Annotated in this window: 16 protein-coding genes, 2 pseudogenes and 1 other annotated feature; of the genes and pseudogenes, 10 read left to right on the forward strand and 8 right to left on the reverse strand. The window is 36.6% G+C overall.

Translation table 11 applies throughout. From position 1 onward, the window contains the following. The first annotated feature begins 28 nt into the window (after positions 1-28). Positions 29-1330 (forward strand): UDP-N-acetylmuramate--L-alanine ligase, encoded by a 1302-nt coding sequence (gene murC / locus A9C19_RS04595; RefSeq protein WP_072578845.1) that lies wholly within the window; start codon positions 29-31, stop codon positions 1328-1330. A gap of 99 nt (positions 1331-1429) precedes the next feature. On the opposite strand, the gene A9C19_RS04600 is transcribed toward murC, so the two are convergent. Further along, on the reverse strand, positions 1430-2545 hold the full coding sequence (locus tag A9C19_RS04600; RefSeq protein WP_072578846.1) for an aminopeptidase: 1116 nt from the start codon (positions 2543-2545) through the stop codon (positions 1430-1432). 648 nt (positions 2546-3193) lie between these two features. On the opposite strand from A9C19_RS04600, the gene A9C19_RS04605 reads away from it, so the two are divergent. From A9C19_RS04605 to ytxJ, 3 genes are read left to right on the forward strand one after another with little or no spacing between them, the layout of a single operon-like run. Then, positions 3194-3622 (forward strand): DUF948 domain-containing protein, encoded by a 429-nt coding sequence (locus A9C19_RS04605; RefSeq protein WP_072578847.1) that lies wholly within the window; start codon positions 3194-3196, stop codon positions 3620-3622. Between the two features lie 30 nt (positions 3623-3652). Next, entirely contained in the window at positions 3653-4153 is a 501-nt protein-coding gene (locus A9C19_RS04610) for a YtxH domain-containing protein (RefSeq protein ID WP_072578848.1), read from the forward strand. Positions 4154-4201: 48 nt separating this feature from the next. After that, entirely contained in the window at positions 4202-4531 is a 330-nt protein-coding gene (gene ytxJ / locus A9C19_RS04615) for a bacillithiol system redox-active protein YtxJ (RefSeq protein WP_072578849.1), read from the forward strand. A gap of 105 nt (positions 4532-4636) precedes the next feature. On the opposite strand, the gene A9C19_RS04620 is transcribed toward ytxJ, so the two are convergent. Then, a complete protein-coding gene (locus A9C19_RS04620) occupies positions 4637-6781 on the reverse strand; it encodes a cell division FtsA domain-containing protein (protein ID WP_072578850.1) in 2145 nt (714 codons plus the stop codon). 488 nt (positions 6782-7269) lie between these two features. Between A9C19_RS04620 and A9C19_RS04625 the strand changes: the two genes are divergently transcribed. Then, positions 7270-8346: a bifunctional 3-deoxy-7-phosphoheptulonate synthase/chorismate mutase gene (locus A9C19_RS04625; RefSeq protein WP_072578851.1), complete on the forward strand. Its 1077-nt coding sequence runs from the start codon at positions 7270-7272 to the stop codon at positions 8344-8346. Between the two features lie 613 nt (positions 8347-8959). Beyond that, positions 8960-9964: a catabolite control protein A gene (gene ccpA, locus A9C19_RS04630; protein WP_072578852.1), complete on the forward strand. Its 1005-nt coding sequence runs from the start codon at positions 8960-8962 to the stop codon at positions 9962-9964. 62 nt (positions 9965-10026) lie between these two features. Here ccpA and A9C19_RS04635 read toward each other — a convergent pair whose 3' ends face one another. Genes A9C19_RS04635 through A9C19_RS04645 form a run of 3 tightly spaced genes read right to left on the reverse strand, consistent with a single transcriptional unit; the run spans position 10027 to position 12501 of the window. After that, positions 10027-11181, reverse strand: coding sequence for an acetoin utilization protein AcuC (locus tag A9C19_RS04635; protein ID WP_072578853.1), 1155 nt, complete (start codon positions 11179-11181; stop codon positions 10027-10029). After that, entirely contained in the window at positions 11178-11822 is a 645-nt protein-coding gene (locus A9C19_RS04640) for an acetoin utilization AcuB family protein (protein ID WP_072578854.1), read from the reverse strand. Before A9C19_RS04640 ends, A9C19_RS04635 begins: the two co-directional genes overlap by 4 nt. A 46-nt stretch (positions 11823-11868) precedes the next feature. Beyond that, positions 11869-12501 carry a GNAT family N-acetyltransferase gene (locus tag A9C19_RS04645; RefSeq protein ID WP_072578855.1) on the reverse strand — a complete coding sequence of 211 codons (633 nt, stop codon included), beginning with the start codon at positions 12499-12501 and terminating at the stop codon, positions 11869-11871. A gap of 241 nt (positions 12502-12742) precedes the next feature. Between A9C19_RS04645 and acsA the strand changes: the two genes are divergently transcribed. Beyond that, positions 12743-14455, forward strand: coding sequence for an acetate--CoA ligase (acsA, locus tag A9C19_RS04650; RefSeq protein WP_072578856.1), 1713 nt, complete (start codon positions 12743-12745; stop codon positions 14453-14455). A 141-nt stretch (positions 14456-14596) separates the two neighbouring features. Here the strand turns inward: acsA and A9C19_RS22680 are convergent. Both A9C19_RS22680 and A9C19_RS04655 read right to left on the reverse strand, forming a co-directional pair. Then, a pseudogene (locus A9C19_RS22680) lies at positions 14597-14873 on the reverse strand (transposase); the annotation flags it as partial. Between the two features lie 259 nt (positions 14874-15132). After that, positions 15133-18000 (reverse strand): transglycosylase domain-containing protein, encoded by a 2868-nt coding sequence (locus tag A9C19_RS04655; protein WP_072578857.1) that lies wholly within the window; start codon positions 17998-18000, stop codon positions 15133-15135. 187 nt (positions 18001-18187) lie between these two features. After that, positions 18188-18408: a binding site (T-box leader), on the forward strand. Between the two features lie 102 nt (positions 18409-18510). Between A9C19_RS04655 and tyrS the strand changes: the two genes are divergently transcribed. Both tyrS and A9C19_RS21465 read left to right on the forward strand, forming a co-directional pair. Next, a complete protein-coding gene (gene tyrS / locus A9C19_RS04660) occupies positions 18511-19773 on the forward strand; it encodes a tyrosine--tRNA ligase (protein WP_072578858.1) in 1263 nt (420 codons plus the stop codon). A gap of 214 nt (positions 19774-19987) precedes the next feature. Beyond that, positions 19988-20134, forward strand: a pseudogene (locus A9C19_RS21465) (IS5/IS1182 family transposase); the annotation flags it as partial. A gap of 442 nt (positions 20135-20576) precedes the next feature. Here A9C19_RS21465 and rpsD read toward each other — a convergent pair. Further along, positions 20577-21179, reverse strand: coding sequence for a 30S ribosomal protein S4 (rpsD, locus tag A9C19_RS04670; RefSeq protein WP_072578859.1), 603 nt, complete (start codon positions 21177-21179; stop codon positions 20577-20579). Positions 21180-21860: 681 nt separating this feature from the next. Here rpsD and A9C19_RS04675 point away from each other — a divergent pair. Next, positions 21861-23657, forward strand: coding sequence for a sensor domain-containing diguanylate cyclase (locus A9C19_RS04675; RefSeq protein WP_072578860.1), 1797 nt, complete (start codon positions 21861-21863; stop codon positions 23655-23657). Positions 23658-23674: the final 17 nt, after the last annotated feature.

Raw genomic sequence — 23674 nt, forward strand, 5'->3', positions numbered from 1 at the left:
AGATAGACGTTTGTTGGAGGTTCTAATTATGACTGTTTATCATTTTGTAGGAATTAAAGGGACTGGAATGAGTGCCTTAGCACAGATTTTACATGACATGAATTACGAAGTTCAAGGCTCTGATATTGAGAAATTTGTATTCACAGAAAAAGCACTTGAAGCACGTAACATTAAAATACTTCCATTCACGAAAGAGAATATTAAAGAAGGATTAACCATTATTGCAGGAAATGCGTATCCTGATACACACGAGGAAATTGTTGAAGCTCATCATCTAGGTCTTCCTGTTATTCGCTATCACCGTTTCTTGGGAGAATTTATTCAACGATATACAAGCGTGGGAATTACAGGTGTACATGGAAAAACATCAACAACAGGTTTGTTGTCACATGTCATACGAGGAGCTGAACCTACCTCTTATCTTATTGGAGATGGTACAGGAAGTGGAGTTCCAGATAGTAAATATTTCGTATTTGAAGCGTGTGAGTACAGACGACATTTCTTATCGTATCAACCAGACTATGCGATTATGACTAACATTGACTTTGATCATCCTGATTATTTTTCAAGTATTGAGGATGTATTTAGTGCGTTTCAAGAAATGGCGCTACTTGTTAAAAAGGGAATTATTGCATGTGGAGATGACGAACAGCTCCAGCAAATTCAAGCAAAAGTACCTGTCGTATATTATGGATTTGGAGATGAGAATGATTTCCAGGCTAGAAATGTTGTGAAATCAACAGATGGTACGTCATTTGATGTGTTTGTACGGAATACGTTCTATGCGAATTTCAAGATTACTTCATTTGGAGACCATAGCGTATTAAATGCACTGTCAGTTATTGCTTTGTGTCATTATGAGGATGTAGCAGTTGAAGTAATTCAGGAAAGACTGCAAACGTTTGAAGGTGTAAAACGCCGTTTTAACGAGAAAAAAATGAATGATCAAATCTTAATCGATGATTATGCACACCATCCAACGGAGATTAATGCAACAATTGATGCTGCTAGACAAAAGTATCCTGATCGTGAAGTAGTGGCTGTTTTCCAACCTCACACATTTACAAGAACTCAATCTTTCTTATCAGAGTTCGCAGAAAGCTTGCAACGAGCAGACCACGTTTATTTATGTGATATATTTGGGTCAGCGAGAGAAAATGTAGGGAAGCTTTCAATTGACCATCTATTAGAGAGAATCGACAACTCGAACCGGATTAGTGAAGAAGATATGTCGGTATTAAAACAGCATGAGCAAGCAGTGTTTTTATTTATGGGTGCAGGCGATATCCAGAAGTACCAACAAGCCTATGAAAAAGTACTCAATGCTTAAACAAAAAAAGCTGACATTCCTAAGAGGAGAGTCAGCTTTTTTGTATTTGATTGTGGCTATTAAGTAGTGCTTGAAGCTAACTAGATTCCTAAGGATCCTTTACTTTAAGTTTTCAGGGTTTAAAGCCTCTAATTCTGGAATCACGAATTTCCCATCTTTTCGAATAAGCACATCATCAAAATAGATTTCTCCACCACCATACTCTGGTCGCTGAATCATCACCATATCCCAATGAATAGTAGATCGGTTTCCGTTATCCGCATCCTCATATGCTTGACCTGGTGTGAAATGGAAGCTTCCGTCGATTTTTTCATCGAATAAGATATCTTGCATTGGATGGAGAATGTAAGGATTTACTCCAATGGCAAACTCTCCTACATAACGGGCACCTTCATCTGTGTCAAATAACTTGTTGATTCGATCTGTATCATTGGCTGTTGCATTAATGATTTTCCCTTCTTTAAATGTTAACTGGACCTGTTCATACGTAAATCCATTGTAAGGAGAAGGTGTGTTATAAGAAATGACCCCATTAACTGAATGGCGGACAGGTGCAGTGTATACTTCTCCATCTGGTATATTCATTTGTCCGGAACACTTAATTGCAGGGATGTCTTTAATTGAAAAGGTTAAATCCGTATTTTCCCCTGTTAGTCTCACTTGATCTGTTTTATTCATTAACTCAACTAATGCATCCATTGCCTTGTCCATTTTACTATAGTCAAGATTACAAACATCAAAATAGAAATCTTCAAACTGTTCAGTGCTCATTTTTGCTAATTGAGCCATTGAAGAGGTAGGATATCTTAAAACAACCCATCTTGTTTTTGGTACACGTATATCACGATGGACTTTTTTACCTATCGTTTGACCGTGAAGTTTTATTTTGTCATCAGGAATATCAGCAAATTCATTTATGTTGTCTCCAGCTCTTAGCCCTATGTAAGCATCCATCTTACTCATTACGTGCGCTTCGAAATCTGCAATCATGTTAAACTGTTCTTCTTGCGCTCCCATTATAAGTGCACGATCTACTTGATGATCTTTTAATGATACGAACGGATAGCCCCCTGCAAGGTAGGCTTCTTTTACTAATTCTGTAACAAGTTCTTTTTGAAGGCCAAAATTTTCAATTAATACTTTTTCACCAGGCTTTAATTGAATGGAATAATTAATTAGATTCTTAGCTAGCTGTGCAATTCGTGGATCTTTCAAAGTTGTTATCCTCCTTCATTTATACTCATACATATTTTACCCTAGTGGAAGAAATCATGCTTTATTTGTTTATTCCGGCTTTCAAGACAAAAAGAGAGTACCTCCCCAAATTCTCAAAATATATAAGCACCAAACAAGCATATGAGAATGGAGAAGACTCCCTATGACTTTTAAACGGCAAGGAAGCGTGGTTGGCCTACAAGAAGGATAAGATGTAGAACGTACCCAACGATTTGAAGCTATGATATCCTACGTGGCTGCTAGAATGATTGTAGGGATTCTATTTATTAAAGAGCTAGTGAAATGATTATAGAACGATATCGTATTCCGTGTGATTGAGGCTTTTGGTGACTCCTGTGGGAGGAGAATCACCGCCCGCCGCGCGAAAAAGTGAGCAACTGGAGCGGAATTCAACCAGACCGGACACTTGATAAATAGCCAAAATCTAAAAGGTATTAAAGTTCTATAGATCTGTTTTCTTTAAAATATGAATTAATGAAATTGATTTATTTGTAGAGCTTCTACAAATAAGAAAGGGAAAAAAAGAATTGTCTAAATAAGTAGAGAATTTAGCTTTTATGTCCATTTTATGTTTATAATAGTGTAAACAGGGGAAAGGTTTATTAAGATTCACAGGAGGTGTAGGACATGATTATTATCTTGTATTTAAGCGTAGCGCTAATTGCAATTGCTTTTACTATTTTAGTTATTTATGTCTCTAAGACGCTTAAGGCGTTGCAAGGAACATTGAATAATGTTGCAGGTACTTTATCAGGTCTTGAAAGACAAATGGAAGGAATTACGACAGAGACGACAATTTTATTACATAAGACGAATGCTTTAGCAGAAGATATACAACATAAGTCAGACAAGCTAAATAATGTAGTTGACTCTGTTAAAGATGTAGGTGATACGATACAGCGAATGAACCTATCAGTAAAAAAAGTTACAAATACTGCAACAACCAGCTTAGAAGGCAATCAAGAAAAAATTAATACAGTTGTTCAATGGAGTAATGCAGCGATGGATATTTGGACAAAATGGAAACAACGAACAGAAAAGAGACAGCAAATATAGTCGAACTAAAAACGAATAGGAGGTAGAATAATGACAAAAAAGAAGAATGGTAATGAGTTTATTGTTGGAACCGTTGTTGGAGGTTTAATAGGTGCAGCTGCTGCCTTGTTTTTAGCTCCTAAATCAGGAAAAGAAATGAGAGAAGACCTAGGACACCAAGCAAATGTTATGAAAGAACGCACAGGCCAGTTCACAAATGAAGCATTAGAGAAAACCTCTGATTTTAGAGCAGTCGCAAAAGAGAAAACATCTTCATTATCACAGGTTGTCACGGAACAATCATCACAGATAATGAACAAGGTTCGTGACTTAACAAATCAATCAAGTACAAGTGAAGAACAAGCTGAGATTGCTAAACAAGAGATTGAATCTGCTTTAGATGAACTAACAGAGAATCAATCACCTGTTGCAGCAGAACAAAAGCAGGACGAGCTTGATTCATTCATTAATGAAGATGATGAGAATAGATTGGTGCAGGAAGTGGGAACAGCAGATTCTACTACTGAAGAACCAGTTAAACCAAACGCGTAATAATATTTGTTTAGGGTACACAAAAACCCTACTAGAAAGGTGAAAAACGTGAGTACACAAACGATTCATTCAGTTGAGCAATTTGAAGAACTACTAGATAAGCATTCTACATTTTTATTTTTGAAAAATAGCTTAACATGCCCGATTAGCCAAGCTGCATATGATGAATATCAGGAGTTTGCTGATAAACATGAGGAAGTTCCGACTTATCACTTACATGTTCAAGAGTCGAGAGCCTTATCTAATTATATTGCAGAGACATTCGGAATTAAGCATGAGTCTCCACAGGCACTTTTATTTAAAGATCGTCAAGTATCATGGAATGCGTCTCATTGGAAAATCACCTATGATTCGTTAAAAAATACAGTAATGAGCTAAATGTCAAAAAGTCCACACCCTGTTTATGAAACGGAAAACAAGGTGTGGACTTTTTTTATTGCTTATTATTAACGATGCTAGCCACTTAATTAGTAAAAACAATGATTATAACCATTTTATCGTTAAGTGGTCACCTGGAGATAACGGTTCTTGAAAGCTAACCTCTTGTTTGTTTTTTAATAATTGAAATTGAGTATTTCCTGTTGATGGAATATCAATATCAATAATGGTAAAAAGGTCTTGAAAAATAAATGATGTAACAGGCTTACGTTTTGTCTTTACTTGATCACCGTTATAGATTAGATCATCGTAGGACAATTTTTTCTCCTTACGATAAAACTCGGTTAGTTCCCTTTCAAGAACAAGCTCTTGATCATTAAAGAAAATAGGAAGAGTTTGTTTTGAAAACAAATCTGATTCTAGAATGAATTCTTGTAACGTAGGAGTTTTTATTGGTTTTACCACTAGAACATCTCCATGTTCAACCTTAGCCTCTTTGGAGGAAAGAAGTCCATTCTTGTATAATTTTCCAGAAAAAGCTTCGAGTTGAACAACATTGTCATCTAATTCAATTGAAAATGGTTTAACGTTCAAAAGATCATCATAGAATCCGATACTTTCTAAAGCGTCTGATATAGATGAAGGGATGGTACAAATAACCTGATCACGGTCAGTTAAAATGGTATCAAGAGAAGTTGTTTTTTGATTTACTAGTATAGAAGCATGAACACTATATATTTCTCCATTAAGTGAGATCGCTTTAGAAGGAACTTCATCTAAAAGCTGAGAAATTGGAATTTTTGGTGTGTTTCCATCGCAACCTTTTTCAATTAATATGTGATCTCCGTGTTTGATTCCATCCTCTAAAGAACAAAGAATTCCATTTTTCTTCATAATTGGTGGAGTACCATGTTCACCTGGAATCGTAATCGTTTGTCCGTTTAGATTCACAATAAGTGCCATACCTGGCTTTCCATATAATCTATTCACTTGAATACCTGAAGCTAATAAACTGTCTGCTACTGTTAGGGTTTTCATATGGAATAGTCGAACGGCACGATCATTGACCTTCACACTAATATACTGTATGGGATTTTGCTTAGAGGATACAGCAATACCAATAGGTGTTACAAGCTCTGGTCCTTTTTGTACATGGTCAGCAAGCTTCAATTGTTGGATGGCATCAATGCCTCTAATAGCTACTCTGTTTTCAGGTAATCCAAGTAATTGTGAGAGTCTACTAGGGAGAGAGGGAGTTAAACTACCTCCACCGACTAACATAACGGCTTTAGGTGCTATGCCATTGTTAAGAAGGTAAATTTCTTCTTTTATTGCTAGGGCAAGTTTATCAATAGCATGAGAAATTTTAGAAATGGCTTCTTCTTTGGGAATTTCTGTTTCAAATCCTAATATATCTGTAACCGTGATGCTCTCTTGTGTCGATAGTTGACGTTTTGCTTCTTCTGCTTTAGGAAAGTCTAATAAGAATTCGTCAGACATTGCTTCTGTTATCTCATCTCCTGCGATTGGCACCATTCCGTATGAAATGATCGTCCCAAGATCAGTGATGGCGATATCAGAAGTTCCAGCACCAATATCAACAAGGACGACATTTAATCGTCTCATTGATTCAGGGATAAGGACATTAATTGCAGCAATTGGTTCCAGCGTTAATGCTTCCATTTCTAGGTCTGCTCGATTTAAAGCAGCTAAGAGAGATTCAACAACAATTTTTGGAAGGAAGGTGGCGATAATTTCGACAGATGCTTCATCACCTTGTTGATCTATAAGACTTCCAATTTCTTCACCATCTAGTAAATAATGAAGAACGGAATATCCTACACAATCATAATGATGGGCAAAGTCTTGTTCATCATGTTGAGCAAGCTGTTGTTGTGCTATTTGTACACCCATTAGCTCAAGGTGAAGGATATCCTCCTTTTGAATCATAGGCTTTCCTTGTATTTCGAATGATGCGACAGCTCGTTCTGTTTTTAAGGCGCGTCCAGCAGCAGCTACACATACTTTCTTAAGAGGGCCATGAGTAGCTTCTAGCTCATGTTTGATGTCGGTAATAACATTTGCCACAGCGAGAACATCGTGGATTTGACCATCAAGCATAGCTCGTTTATCATGCTCCTTGATGACAGTATCGATAATATAGTAATATCCGTCTTCTTCCTTCAGCATTAAGCCAACAACGGATCGAGTTCCAATGTCGAGAGCAAAAGTAAGATCTGTGTTATTCATTTTTGTGCACCTTTCTTATACCAGATGTCATCAATTGAAAGTTGTTAGATCGAACAAATCCAACGTACCGACTTCTTCACTGCATACAATCTCTTTTCCTTCTTGCATACCAGGAGTGTAGGTACTTTATGTTTATATTCATAAGGATGAAAGTGTAAGAAAAGAGTCTTGTGGAAAAGTCTATTTAGCATACCTATTAAAAATAAAACGCTTTACCGCTTAAAAGCGTTTAAATAGTAAAGTTTTTAATGACAACCGATACATTATCGTTTATAATAACTACTAATTATAGAAAATGTACCACACTTTCAATGAATGATAAAGAAAACATTACGTATAAAGCGAAGTCCATGTGTTTTATATGAAAAAAGAGTTTTTTCTCATATAGGCGATGAAGCTACATATACATCTACTTCTTTTTAAAACGGTCATTTTCATTGGTTAGTGGTTTACGTGATCTTAAATTTATATGCGAAAGGATGAGAGAGATGAGTAATGCAGAATTAGAAGCATTAAGAGAGAGAGCAGACGAGATTAATTTACAGATTTTAAAGCTGATAAATGAGCGAGGAAGAGTAGTACAAGAAATTGGTAAAAAGAAGGAATCACAAGGTGTACATCGTTATGATCCTGTTCGCGAACGTAAAATGTTAGATAGTATTAAAGAATATAACGATGGTCCATTCGAAAATTCAACTTTACAACATATATTTAAAGAAATCTTTAAAGCTGGTCTAGAATTACAAGAAGATGATCATAGTAAAGCGTTATTAGTATCACGTAAGAAAAAACCTGAAGATACGATTGTAGAAGTTAACGGAGTTAGAATTGGGGACGGTAGTCAATCGTTTATTGTTGGACCATGTGCAGTTGAAAGTTACGAGCAAGTAGCCGCTGTTGCGGAACAAGCGAAAAAGCAAGGAATTAAAATTCTACGAGGAGGAGCATTTAAGCCTCGTACTAGTCCATATGATTTCCAAGGACTTGGTCTTGAAGGGCTGAAAATCCTTAGAAGAGTTGGAGACGAATATGGTTTAGCAATTATCAGTGAAATTGTCAATCCAGCTGATATTGAAACAGCATTGGACTATGTTGATATTATTCAAATCGGAGCACGTAATATGCAGAATTTTGAGCTATTAAAAGCTGCCGGTGCGGTTCGTAAGCCAGTCTTATTAAAACGCGGATTAGCTGCTACAATTGATGAGTTTGTTAATGCAGCAGAATACATTATCTCACAAGGTAATGATCAGATTATCCTTTGTGAACGAGGAATTCGTACGTATGAACGAGCAACAAGAAATACATTAGATATTTCAGCAGTACCAATTCTAAAACAAGAAACGCACCTTCCTGTATTTGTTGATGTAACTCACTCAACAGGTAGACGTGATTTGTTAGTTCCTACGGCTAAAGCAGCTCTTGCTATTGGTGCAGACGGAGTTATGGCTGAAGTACATCCAGATCCTGCAGTAGCATTATCTGACTCAGCACAACAAATGGATTTCGATCAATTTGATACATTCATGAAAGAATTAAAATCATTTGTTAAAGTTAAAGCATAAATGATATTTGAGGGGCTAGCATTCCATTGATGCTAGCTCCTCTTTAGTTTAGGCCATTTCGCATAAAATATAGTTTACTCAAAAAAATGTAAGTGTCGATTTTCCCCTGGGTACATCGTTCTTCTTACTGAATAGCGAGAGTAGCTCTTTTCTTTCTCACTAACCTTGGTATAAGGTGTGAATGATATATACAAAATAGCATCAACGTTTAAGGAAGTCACAAGTTCCAGAGAATATAAAGAAAATGGTCTATCTAGAAAGGATTTACCATTAAATATCTTTAAATATAAGGAATAAAATGTATAGAATGAGTAGCGATATAGGTAAAATAATAAAGATCGTACTATATAAATGGCTTATTTGTGAAAAAACGAACAAATATGTGAAAACAACGAAAAAATCAAGTGAAATAGATTGCAGTCGTTTTTAGAGTATCGTATGATTATTTACATAGAATGAGATTATTCTCTCTAATACGACGTCATTAAACAATTTTTACATAAATCTATCATTCATACTCTGTTAGAAATGTTCTGAGAACAATTTGAAGAAACAGATACAGAAACAGAGCAAAAAATAAATGTATTTATTGTACTTATAAGGAGTGTTTTAAATGTCAAGTGTTACAATATATGATGTTGCTAGAGAAGCGAATGTTTCAATGGCAACCGTTTCCCGTGTAGTGAATGGAAACCCAAATGTTAAACCAACAACAAGAAAGAAAGTATTAGATGCAATTGATCGTTTAGGTTACCGTCCAAATGCTGTGGCAAGAGGTCTTGCGAGTAAAAAAACGACTACGGTTGGAGTGATCATTCCTGATATTTCAAGTATTTTCTATTCAGAATTAGCTCGTGGAATTGAAGATATTGCCACCATGTATAAATATAATATAATTTTAAGTAATTCGGACCAAAATAAAGAAAAAGAATTGCACTTACTAAATACAATGCTTGGTAAACAAGTTGATGGAATTGTATTTATGAGTGGTAACGTCACAGAAGAATTAGTCGAGCAATTTAAACGCTCTCCAGTTCCGATTGTATTAGCTGCATCTGTTGACTTAACGAATACAACACCTTCTGTTAATATTAACTACGAGCAGGCTGCATATGATGTTATTTCCATGTTGATTGAAAAAGGACATAACCGAATTGCCTATGTAGAAGGGCCAGCAGAAGAGCCTGTTAACCGCTTGAAAAAATCCGTGGGTTATCGTCGTGCTTTAGAGGATGCTGGGATTGCTTTTGATGAAGAATTGATTTTTGACGGTGATTACACATATGATTCAGGTATTGAAGCATTTGAAAAAATCGACTTGTTGTCTGAAAAACCAACGGCAATATTTGTTGGTACGGATGAAATGGCTTTAGGAGTCATTCATGGGGCTCAGGATCGAAACTATTCCATTCCAGAGGATATTGAAGTGGTTGGTTTTGATAATACAAGATTGGCAACAATGGTTCGTCCACAGTTAACAACAGTGGTACAGCCTACGTATGATATTGGTGCGGTATCTATGCGTTTACTTACAAAGTACATGAACAAAGAAGAAGTGGAAAACAACGTTGTTGAATTACCACACCGAATTGAATATAGACAATCAACTAAAAAGTAATGAACAAGAGAGTAATGATTAAAAACGAGCATCCATTTAAGGTTTGCTCGTTTTTTTATGCTCTATAACCTACGGATCGGGTGTAACGCCTTTTCTACTGTGAGGGAGTTTTTTTCCTCAATTTCTGCTTTTCTAGGAATAGGTTTATAAAGCCCCTTATCATCACTCCATTTTAAGGGCAATGAAACGGGCGATTGCTCCTTCCATCTGTTCATCCATTCAATCGGTAGATCACTTGGAATGGGTAGCTCATTCATCATTAGCCATACTAAACTCCAAGCACGAGGAACCACTCTCCAGATATCATAGCCACCTCCCCCAACAGCAATCCATCTACCATCACAGTATTTATGAGCAATTTCATGTGCTATTTTAGGAATCTCATGATAGATAGCCATGGTTGCAGATAAATGTGTTAAAGGATCATAGTAATGGGCATCTGCACCATTTTGTGTAAGTATAACATCTGGTTTGAAAAAAGCTGCTACTTCTTCAATTGAAGTCCGATAAGCATGAAGCCAGGATTCATCTTCAGTAAAGGCATCTAGTGGAATATTAAATGAATACCCATACCCTTTCCCAGATCCTCTTTCCGTGACATTCCCGGTACCAGGGAATAAGTAACGGCCTGTTTCATGAATAGAGAGAGTACAAACGTCAGGGTCATCATAAAAGCTCCATTGCACTCCATCACCATGGTGTGCATCTGTATCAATATATAACACTCTAGCTTTATATTTCTCCTGTATATACCGTATTGCAACAGAACTATCGTTATATATACAAAATCCGGATGCTTTTCCTCTAAAACCGTGATGTAAGCCTCCACCGAAATTAGCAGCATGCTGTGCTTTCCCGCTCATGACATAATCAACTGCCGTTAGAGTACCTCCTACTAATAAGGAGCTTGCCTCATGCATATTTGGAAATATAGGAGTATCCTCCGTTCCTATGCCATAATTAAGTGCTTCATCATTTCCAAGTAGTCCATGTCCAGCTTTTTGTACAGCTTGAATGTATTTTATATCATGAATAAGTGCTAATTCTTCAACTGTAGCTATCCTAGGTTCAATAATTTGTTCATCCTTTAAAGCATTTGCCTTTTTTAGTAAATCATAAGTAAGTTCAACACGTAATTGGTTAAACGGATGATCATGATGAAATTTATACTGCTGAAAAGCAGGAGAATAAATAAAAACATTATTCTGAGTGGTCATTGGATATTCTCCGGAAGAATTGGCCATAAAATGTCATACCCTTCATGCTGGAGGTTATTCACAATTGATGTTACGTTCATGGTCTGAACACGGAATACTAATATTTTAAACGTAGGATCAGTGTCTGGATAAACAAGGACACTTGAAATATTCACTTTATGCTCACAGAAAATGGAGGATACCTCTGCTAACATTCCAGCTTTATTTGGCACTTTTACTTCTAAATGTGAAGCTGGCTGATCTCCGCCTGTTAATCTTACGAATGTCTGAAGGAGATCTGATTCGGTAAGCAAACCGACAAGTGAACCTCGATGGAGGATAGGAAGGCATCCAATTTTATTTTCAATAATGGTCGCAGCAATTTCTTCAACAAAATCAAGAGGGTGACCTGTAATCACATCTTTCGTCATAACATGCTTTATTTCTTTATTTAAAAAATCCTCTTTCAAATTTAGTTGAAAGATAGATGGACTCGCATCCTTTACGTCTCTTTCTGTTATAACCCCCGCTAATTTATCGCCGTCCTCTACAATTGGAATATGACGAATTTTATTCTTTGACATGGTTTCTAAAGCTTGGCGAATCGTATCATTTGGATGAAGACTAATTACATTTTGGTTCATGATTTGTTTCACAATCATCATCGTGCCTCCTTACATTAATAGAAGCCTAGCATTATTCATTCGACTAATACATAAAACGATTTTTAAAGCGTAGTTGATCGAATTGCTGAATTGATTTTGGTTGAATTCTTTTTCCCATTCTCGCCATTAGGCAATTTGCCGGGTGTGAGCTTATCTCTGGTTCATCGGTTGCGTACCATTCTAAACCACCAGCATTCATCATTTTCTCCATTACCTTTCGATATTCCCATACATTTAAACCTGAACCCTTTAAATCCCAATGCCAATAATATTCTGTTGTAATGATGATATAGTCTTCCATCGCATCATCCATCATTGAAACTCTCAACAGATTTTTACCAATGGCATAGCCTCTAAACTCTGGAGCTACCTCGATTGCACCTAATTCGATTAGTTCCTCCATATTTCCTTCAGACCATCTTTCAAGGGGATCTGGATAAAGATACGTAACATATCCAATAATCTTGTCATGCTGTCTAGCAATAATAATTCTTCCTTCAGGAAGTTTTGCAATTTCAACTAATGCTTTATGTTGCTGTTGTGGCTGCCTAAAAGCGACTAAACCTTGATGAAACTCATAAGTGGCTATCTTTTCTGATGGAATCGGTCCTTCAATGAAAATGTTACCGTTAGGTGTTTTAATTTCTTTTGCATTATAGGTCTTTACATGGTTCATTAGGTCACCGCCATTTCTTTTTCATATGTACATACTTGCTCATTCAATGATTAAGTACGGTTCACTTTAAATCTCAACATTGATGCCCCTTCTTTAAAAAGAGGGTGTTCTATTATTATACTAGATTTTTTAGAATATAAAGCGGTTACATCCATATTATTAAAGTAAATTTCAAAAATTGTGAAAAGTGAAGTATTGTACTATAATAGAATTGTAAATTATTACATAAGGGGGAGTAAAGATGAAATTGGAAGCGTTGTCACCAATGAAGGGGAATTTTAACTTATCGGACTATGATTCTACTTATACATCATTTGATTGGTCAGAGGTTGAAAAGAATTTTTCATGGTATGAGACGGGTAGAATAAATGCTGCCTATGAAGCGATCGATAAACATGCTGAAACATTTCGGAAAAATAAAATTGCCCTTTATTACCGTGATCCCGAAAGAGATGAAAAATATACGTTTAAAGAAATGAAAGAATTATCAAATAAGGCAGCAAATGTCTTAAAGAATAAGGCGGATGTTGAAAAAGGGGATCGACTCTTTGTATTTATGCCAAGAACGCCTGAGTTATATACAGTCATTTTAGGGGCTGTAAAGCTAGGTGCCATTGTGGGCCCCCTATTTGAAGCATTTATGGAGGGTGCGGTAAAAGATCGCCTTCATGACAGCGATGCTAGTGTCATTGTTACGACTCCTGAGTTAGTAGAACGTGTTCCTGTAGAAGAATTACCATCCCTTAAACATGTTGTTATTGTTGGAGAATCTGTAGAAGAAAATCACATTGATTTTTTAGCTGAAATGGAAAGTGCAAGCAAGCATTTTGACATTGAATGGGTTGAGAAAACAGATGGATTGCTCTTACATTATACATCTGGTTCAACTGGAAAGCCAAAGGGAGTTTTACACGTTCATCAAGCAATGGTTCAGCATTATCAAACAGCCCAGTGGGTCCTTGATTTAAAAGAAGAGGATGTTTATTGGTGTACTGCTGATCCAGGCTGGGTAACAGGAACAGTTTATGGTATTTTTGGCCCTTGGTTATGTGGGGCAACAAATGTAATTGTTGGCGGAAGGTTCAAACCAGAATCATGGTACCAAACAATAGAGGATTATGGAGTAACGGTGTGGTATAGTGCTCCAACAGCTTTTAGAATGTTAATGGGTGCTGGAGATGAGCTTGTGAAACAATTTGATACAAGTTCCTTAAGGCATGTATTAAGTGTAGGAGAACCGCTTAATCCTGAGGTAGTACGTTGGGGTGTAAAAGTATTTAATAATCGCATACATGATACGTGGTGGATGACAGAAACAGGTGCACAGCTCATTTGTAACTACCCATCGATGCAAATTAAACCTGGTTCTATGGGAAAACCAATCCCTGGTGTTAAAGCAGCGATTGTTGATGATCAGGGAAATGAGTTACCACCATATCGAATGGGGAACTTAGCTATTAAAAAAGGCTGGCCTTCTATGATGTACACTATTTGGAATAATAAAGAAAAGTACGAATCCTATTTTATGCCTGGTGATTGGTATGTATCAGGAGATTCAGCTTATATGGATGAGGACGGCTACTTTTGGTTCCAGGGACGAATTGATGATGTGATTATGACATCTGGTGAACGTGTGGGACCATTTGAAGTGGAAAGTAAATTAGTTGAACACCCTGCAATAGCAGAAGCTGGTGTTATTGGGAAACCAGACCCTGTAAGAGGAGAAATTATTAAAGCATTTGTTGCGCTTCGTGAAGGCTATGAGCCTACAGATGAATTAAAAGAAGAAATTCGTCAATTTGTCAAGCGGGGATTAGCTGCCCATGCAGCTCCTAGAGAGATCGATTTTCGTGATAAGCTCCCTAAAACAAGAAGTGGAAAAATTATGAGACGTGTGTTAAAAGCATGGGAGCTTGACCTACCAACAGGTGATTTATCAACCATGGAGGAGTAATGAAATAATGAAAGAGGGTGACTCAAAAGGTTGTTAAATAACGACCTTTTGAGCACCTTTTCTTTATCTTTCGTGTAGAAACAAATAATTAGGCTTTTTTAATGAAAAAAGAGGGATTCCTTCCCCTTATTGGTTTCCATTTTCCTCTTCTTCAAGGATTTGTTCAATTTGTAAAGCGAGTTGACGATATTGGTCACCTAAACTTTTTTCGTATTTTTCTGCGCTTTTCTCCAAACAAATGTATATTGATTTGCATTTGCTTCTATCTTAGTCCCATCAACAAAATAGTGCTCCAGCTTTACCAATCCTTTTTCACGTAGTAACTCTACAATTGAAAAGAAGACTTGATAGATAATGTCTTTCATACGATTAGATCGAAACGATTGATCGTTCGAAAATCAGGAGTTTGACTACCCGATTTTTTTGTTGTTTAATTATTCTTTAAAAAAGACTGTTTTCGTAGGGGTTTTGCTTCTATGAATACAATTTTAGATCGATAGTGGAATGGAGCGTAAGACACTTGACTCCTGCGGGAAGTGAGGAAAGCAAGTGACTGGAGCGCAATGGAACGTCCCGGTTTTTACGTTAACTGAATTAAAAAGATAAAAGTATGAAAAGAGGCTAACCCAAGGTCTAAAATCTAGACTTTTGGGTCAGCCTCTTTTTATAAATCTATTCTATTCCGTTGGTTCTGGTGCTTCGTTCGTCGGAGTTTCTGTCTTTTTATCTTCTTTTTTTGGTTCATCTTTCTTTTTATCATTTTTCGGCTTCTCTTCAATTGGTACAGGCTTTTCTTCAGCGTATTCTCCAATCTTTACAATTGTAGACGGAGCTGATTCTTTCCCAGCCACATCGACTGCAACAATATAATAGGCCGCAGCTGAATTGCCGACTGAAACGGTTAATGTGTCTGTTGACGTAATGCTTGCTACTTTACTAAAGTTCGTAGAAAAATTAGGAGCCGCATATACTCGGTAGCCAATCACATCATTATCCGCGTTTTGCTTCCAGCTAATTTTAGTACCGCTTGAGGAAACTCCAGTTACTTGTCTAGGATTCGAGCCATTATCCGCAATCTCTTTACCTTCTGTCACAACTAGATTGTCCCAACGAGTTGTACTCGGTAAAAGCTGTTTTAAGTCGTTTAGATTTTTGATGTTGTGTTTGTCTAGAATTTCTTTCTTCAGCATAACACCTTCTTGTACAAATTCAGGTGGAGCGGAGGAAGGAACTTTGTAAGCTTGGTCTTTTACATAGACGAATTTCCCTTGAGTTAAACTGTCGTCAACTTTGTTTGGAACATACTTTACATTAAATAAATCAGATTGAACTAACCCTGCGCTTCTACATAAATCAGAAGGAAGTTCTCCGGTTAAAGCGCAGTATGAACGTTGAACAATTCCACCAGGCATTTCAAAACGAGTTTTAGGTGCTACAAGTTCAGGCTCGACCTCATGTGCAACATTCATTAATTTTGACCATAATAAAATATTTCGCTTTGAGTACGAAAGCCCCTTATAAGAGAGTTCTAAAGGCTTCGGTGTATCATAACCAATCCATGTTCCAAATGTAACATTAGGATTAGTCGCAACAAACCATGCATCTTCATAATCTTGCCCCGTACCTGTTTTTCCAGCCCAGTCTGCACTGAAAGAAAGGTAGCCATTTAGCGATTGTGCGGTACCACTTCGGATTACATCTCTCATCATATCAATTGTTAAGTAAGCTGTTTGAGCAGAAAATACGTCTGTTTCAGATTTTTCATGCTGGTAAATAACGTCTCCGTCACTTGTTTCAATCTTTTCAATCATATACGCATCAATAAATTTCCCATTATTGGCAAATGTGGTATATGCATTTACGTTTTCTTCAACTGTAACACCAACTGTCATACCACCTAAGCTAAGAGATGGTGCACCATAATCCTTCTTGTGGAGACTTGTGAAGCCCATCTTTTCTAAGAAAGAAAGTGGCTCCCGGTTAATAATACTCATGTACGCTTTCACTGCTGGAACATTGTAGGACTGTTTCAAGGCGTTACGAGCACTCGTTAGCCCGTGGTATCTTCCTCCATAATTTTTTGGAGAATATCCTTTATATTGCGGAAGGACATACTCTACGTCCGCAATAACGCTTCCTGGCTGAAGGGTTCCTAATTCCATTGCTGGTGCATATACCAATAATGGTTTCATCGTTGAACCATTTCTCCGTTCAGCATCTGTCGCGTGATTTAAATTTTCACGATCAAAGTCACGTCCACCGACAAAGCTTATAATTTTTCCTGATGAGTTTTCAATTAAGACGCCACCTACTTCTACAGGCTCTTTAATTGTCACTTCTTTTCCTGTATCAGGGTCAATGGCTTCTTCCGCTTTATCACTACCGTAATATTCATACTCTGCCACAACATCCTGCATTTTGTCATAGATGTCTTTATTGATGGTGGTATGAATGCGATAGCCATTTTGTCGTATGCTTTTATCAGCTAGTGAGCGATATTGAAGGTTAAGTTCATCGTTTTTTTCAAGATCTTCTTTTGTATACCCATCCTTTTCAGCGAGTTGAACTTTTAGAATATCCATTGCACGATCCTCAATCTCATACGTTAAATAAGGATATTGTTCAATAGAGGAAGGCTTTTTTGGTGTTAGATTTTCTTTAATATCATATGCAAGTGCTTCATCGTACTCTTCTTCTGTAATATAGCCGCCAGTATACATACGACTTAGTACAGTTTTCATCCGTGTAAGTCCTGGTTCGAGATTCTCTTTAATCGCACCGCCATCATTTGAAAAAGGAGTGTACCCAAAAGGACTTTGTGGAAGACCAGCAATATAAGCTGCCTGAGCAAGGTTCAAATCTTTGGCAGGAACTCCAAAAATACCTTTTGCTGCTGCCTGAACTCCAGCGATGTTTTTTCCATTTGAATTTCTTCCAAAGTCTGCAACATTTAAATAAGCCTCGATGATTTCTTCTTTTTCGAAAAATTTCTCTAATCGAAGGGCAAGAAGAATTTCTTTAGCTTTACGATCAAAGGACACTTCATTGGTTAAAATTTGATTCTTAATTAATTGTTGAGTTAACGTACTACCACCAGTTTGAACTGAAGCGTTAGTGAACTCCTGGAATATCGCTCTTAAAATTGCCTTAGGGACGACTCCGTTATGTTCGTAAAACAGTTCATCTTCCGTTGCAATAACTGCATCTATCACATGCTGTGAGACATCCTCTAGCTTTACTTCTTCACGTTCGATGTCTGCATTTAGTTTCCCTAAATAGACATCTTGATCAAAGTAAACAAGGGACGTTTCTTCGTAGTTGTAAATATCTTTCTTCATTTCGTCATAGGATCTGATTGGTTCGTCCTTTACTAATGAAGCGAAATAACCAGCGCCAACTCCTCCTGCAAAACAAAAACCAAGAAGTCCAACGACAAGAAAAAGTAATAAAAGATTGCCGATTACGTTATATGAGATCCTAAGACTTCTTGTTATATTTTTGTTTAGAGGAGAGAAACGCTTATGCTTGTTTTCTTTGTTCTCCATTTTGCAATCCCCCCAAATCTAACCTATTATACCACATTAAAAAGAGAATTTTGTATGGTTTTGTCATATTCATAAAGAGGAGAGGGAAGTTGCTATTGACATTCAAAATTGTTTATGGTTAAAATTGCATGTATCTAATCATGTATGTTTTCATTCTTGAAATGAAGGATACATAGAATTTTATAACGTAATAGCTAAGAGTGGAATAAGTAGTAGAAATCTCCCTATTATAGAGAGCTGATGGTCGGTGGAAATCAGCATATAGATTTTCTATGAATTACATCCAGGAGCTTCTTTCCTGAAAAGGTTTAAAACCTTAGTAGGTAAAGACGGATTATTTTCCGTTAACAATCCGAGATAGGACGTGTGTCCTAAGTAGGGTGGTACCGCGATTTTTTCGCCCCTTCATATATATGAAGGGGCTTTTTGGTGTTTTGTTTAAAGTGACACTGAGAAACTCGATACCAGCTATACACTGAGGCTAAAATAAAAGATAAAGGAGACAATCTAATGAGCAAATTATTACATGATTTACAATTTAGAGGGTTAATTAATCAAGTGACGGATGAAGAGGGACTTTCCAAAGCGTTAGAAGAACATGCAATGAAACTATACTCAGGCTTTGATCCTACAGCAGATAGTCTTCATATTGGCCATTTGCTACCCGTTTTAACGTTGAAAAGATTCCAGGATAATGGTCATTATCCAATCGCGCTTGTAGGTGGAGGTACTGGATTAATTGGTGATCCAAGTGGGAAAAAAGCGGAACGTACACTAAATACATCAGATATTGTTCAAGAGTGGTCAGACAGAATTAAGGGACAGCTTTCACGCTTTCTTGATTTCGAAGCAGAAAAAAACCCGGCTATGATCGTGAACAACTATGATTGGATTGGTAGCTTAGATGTGATTTCTTTCTTACGTGATGTCGGAAAGAACTTTGGTGTTAACTACATGCTAGCAAAAGATTCTGTACAATCACGAATTGAGTCAGGTATTTCATTTACGGAGTTTAGTTATATGATTTTACAATCGTATGACTTCTTAAAGTTATATCAAAACAATGATTGTAAGCTTCAAATTGGTGGTAGTGATCAATGGGGAAATATTACAGCAGGATTAGAATTAATTCGTAAATCTGAGGAAAATTCAAAGGCATTTGGGTTAACAATCCCACTTGTTACAAAAGCTGACGGAACGAAATTCGGAAAAACAGAAGGTGGAGCCATTTGGTTAGATGCAGATAAAACATCTCCATATGAGTTTTACCAGTTCTGGATTAATACGGATGATCGAGATGTAGTGAAATACTTAAAATTCTTTACTTTCCTCTCACAAGAACAAATTAATGAGCTAGAAAAAGAGGTTGAGACAGCTCCTGAAAAACGTTCTGCCCAAAAGACCTTAGCAGAAGAGGTGACAAAGCTTGTTCATGGAGAAGATTCTCTTCAACAGGCGATAAAAATTTCGGAAGCCTTGTTTAGTGGAGATATTAAACAATTAACAGGAAATGAAATTCTAGAAGGCTTTAAAGATGTACCTACAACAGAAATTGATGAAAGTGAAATTGGATTAATCGATTTGCTCATCCAAGCGAAGATTTCTCCTTCGAAACGTCAGGCGCGTGAGGATATTTCAAATGGCGCTATTTATATTAATGGAGAACGTCATCAAGATTTAAATATGGTCATTTCTGAGGAAGAAAAGATTGATGGGAAGTTCACCGTTATTAGAAGAGGAAAGAAAAAATACTTCCTTATTCGTTACAAATAATAGATCAGCCTTCACTCATGGGATTAGGGGTTTTTAGAAGTTTTGCTAAAATAGTGGGGAGCATTTCATGGCTAGTATAGCTTTTGGGATGCTTCCTTTTTCTTTTCCTACTAACTATATTTTTGTTGGTTAGGTACTTTTCTAGTCTTAAGGCTGTTTTCTCATAGATTGTTAGTAGTGAAAATCCTAAGTACTGGATTTTTCTTTAGCAAAGGATTCTCTCTGTCAAAAGGTTTAAAAAATGAAAATCACAACTGATTTACGCCGTTATACTACTCCAGCTCGAGTCTCTCAAAAATGGAAAGGGATTTATAAGCAGAGAACGGCCGTTGAAGGAGTTATTGCCTATTTAAAAGAGTATCGCTTAAAAAGGTATTTAATGTGAAAAATGACTATACTTTCTTAAAACCATATTAAATAGCAACAAAGTTTAAGACATGTCCGTTCACTGGCTTTCCTGTTCGTAACGAACCTTGTTCAATTGGAAGGAATCAATTTCATCATTGCATATTTTAAAGAAACACAGACCTACAGAATGTTAGATACCTTTTAAATTTTTGCTAATTTCGTAAACTTATGGCTATTTATCAAGTGTCCAGTCTGGTTGAATTCCGCTCCAGTTGCTCCCTTTTTAGCGGGGCGGGCGGTGAGCCTCCTCGGCGTAAACGCCTGTGGGGTCTCACCTGTCCCACTCCTCCCACAGGAGTCTCGCACTTTTGCTCCATTGAACCTTAAGCAGATTTTTATAAGGTTGAACGAGAATAAAAAAACCTTGTGCCATAAGCACAAGGTTTTTATTGTTATTAACGAGAGTAGAACTCAACGATAAGAGCTTCGTTAATTTCTGCAGGTAATTCAGAACGCTCAGGTAAGCGAGTTAAAGTACCTTCTAATTTTTCTGCGTCGAAAGTTAGGTATTCAGGTACGAAGTTGTTTACTTCGATTGCTTCTTTAACGATATCAAGATTACGAGATTTTTCACGTAATGTAATCGTTTGACCAGGTTTTACTTGGTAAGATGGGATATCTACGCGTCCGCCATCTACAATGATATGACCGTGGTTAACTAATTGACGAGCTTGACGGCGAGTACGTGCTAAACCTAAACGGTATACAACGTTATCAAGACGAGAATCAAGAAGAATCATGAAGTTCTCACCATGTTTACCAGTCATTTTGCCAGCTTTATCAAATAAGTTACGGAATTGGCGTTCGTTTACACCATACATGTGACGAAGTTTTTGCTTCTCTTGTAATTGTAAACCGTACTCAGAGATTTTTTTGCGTTGTCCTGGACCGTGTTGTCCTGGAGCATATGGACGCTTTTCTAATTCTTTACCTGTACCACTTAATGAAATTCCTAATCGACGAGAGAGTTTCCAGCTAGAGCCTGTATAACGAGCCATGCTAACTCCTCCTTTATGTTTTTATTTTGCATAAAATAAAAACCAGACTGACTATACAACTATGCACATTTTGTTTTCATGTATCCTCGCTCCAGCAGCATAGAGTTACGCGATACACCTCCTACGGGTAGGGGAACAAAATGAAATCACACCTGCTACATCAATAGGCTGCATATTTTATACACAACGAACATTATATGTTTTTATTACAAACAAGTCAAGAGAATATAAGAAAAAAGTAAACATACCGTTTTGAAAATGAAAATGGAGAACCTGTTTAACGTGGTTGCTGATTCTGTTACTGAGATTTACTTTTAGGGAAACACCCTTTATTTCTATATGAATATAAAATTCATCATATATGAACTTTGACACTACTTCCCTATACTCATGTAGAGTGAAAAAGCGTTCTCTAGAAAAAAAGGACTGTAAAAAAGAAAGAACAAAAATGATAAATGGCTTGTCTTATCAATAGGTACTTTTCCCTGGGAAAACAGAGGCGAATTGGAGTGATCACAATCAATATGGCATAATCTAAATGGAAAGCAACAGGATATTAACTAAACAGTCTATGGATAAATAGGTAAAAAGAAACAAATAAAAATGATTTGTAGGTCGTTTTTATGATATAATAACATAAATTATTGCATGGTTTTGTAACTTCATTGTGTGGGTGATGAAATGGAAGATCTATATATTGTGAACAGATTAAAAAGTGCCTTCTTTGATTATATAAGTGAAAACAAAGTGAATGGATCAATAGATGAAGTCATAAGTGAGCTAACTGCCATTTTACAAAGGGAGCTGTACCTTAAAAGTGCGGTTTTTTATTTTTATAACAAAAAAACAGATTCTCTTTCATCTCATAAAACCATTGATTACATTCCTTTACATTCAATTCCACACATTTTTGAAAATGGACAAGCTTTTAGATACGGTGAAGAGCTATTAATTCCTATTCATGTTAACAAGGACATGATAGGGATCATTCATGCTCTTGAATCAAATCGCATTCTCGCTGACGCCGAACTAGCACAAATTGTCCGTGCATGTTCTTCATTCTATTCAGCAAGCATGAATATGGGGCTTGTGTCGAACGATGATCGAAAGTATGAGAAATTGTACCTCCTAACTGAAAAGTTTCACTCGTTATTAGATAAAGATGAAGTACTAATAGAACTAATAACAACTCTTCAATCTATGTATGATGAATACATCTTCTATTTATTTTTATCACATGATAATGATAGTGACCTTAAATTGCCAATTAAAGATTTAGCATTTGATGATCAGGACGGAAATGGAATGGCAATGGAGGCGTATGTCACCGGAAATGTCCAATTGTCACATGAGGAGAAAGACGCTCATACTATCCTTTACTCCCCTTTAAAAGGGAAGCAAGGAGTGTATGGTGTACTACAGGTTGTCGTAAATAATGGAGCTAATATAGAAGAAGATGATAAGAATTTCATTATTATGTTAGCAAATACAGCTGGTACAGCTTTAGAAAATGCACAACTTTATGAACAGTCTAAAAGATTAATAAAGGACTTACAGTTAATAAATGAAACATCCCACCGATTAAATAAGAATTTACGACTAACAGATACGATGACATTTATGTCTTCCCGAATAATGGATTCATTTGATGCGGATGAGGTAGGATTGTTTTACCTGAACGAAGATGGAACGATCGATATTTTTCCTGGGAGTACACCATTTTTTAATACGAGTGAAGTGCAGCCTTATGTGGATTTCATTAGACAAAAATTAGAGAATGATCTTGAAGGTTTATTCATCGGGGATATGACAAGTTACCTAGATGATGCGACATATGCTTCGATTATGGCTGTGCCAATGGTGCAAAGTGATACGTTAAAAGGATGTGCGTTAGTATTAAATAAAAAATCATATCATTTCTCTTTTGATATGTTTAAACTGCTTCAATCGCTAATTCATCATTCTACTTTAGCTCTAACGAATTCACTCTTAAGAGAGGAATTAGAGACATTGGTCAAAACGGACCATTTAACTCAGTTGTTCTCACGTAACTATATGAATAATGTTATTGAAAGTTCAATGAAGGTAGATCGCCAAGGTACGTTTATTTTAATTGATATTGATAATTTTAAAAGAATTAATGATACATTCGGTCATCAGACAGGCGATGATGTCCTTGTACAGGTGGCAGATATTATTAGAGGCTATGTACGTGAAAATGATATTGGTGCTAGATGGGGTGGTGAGGAGCTTGCTATTTACTTACCACAAGTTGATTTACAATCAGGCATTGCGATTGCAGAGCGTATTGTAAAGAAAGTAGGCGAAAAAACCAATCCTTCTGTGACGATTTCAGCTGGTGTGTCATATTGGAATGCTGAAAGTGAAAAGAGCTTTGACCGACTGTTTAGCAAGGCAGATAGAGGGCTATATGTAGCAAAGGATAAAGGGAAAAATAGAGTTGTTGTCCAAGTATAAAAAGAGAGCTGATAGAA

Source organism: Bacillus weihaiensis (assembly GCF_001889165.1).
In the GTDB taxonomy this organism is placed as follows: domain Bacteria; phylum Bacillota; class Bacilli; order Bacillales; family Bacillaceae; genus Metabacillus; species Metabacillus weihaiensis.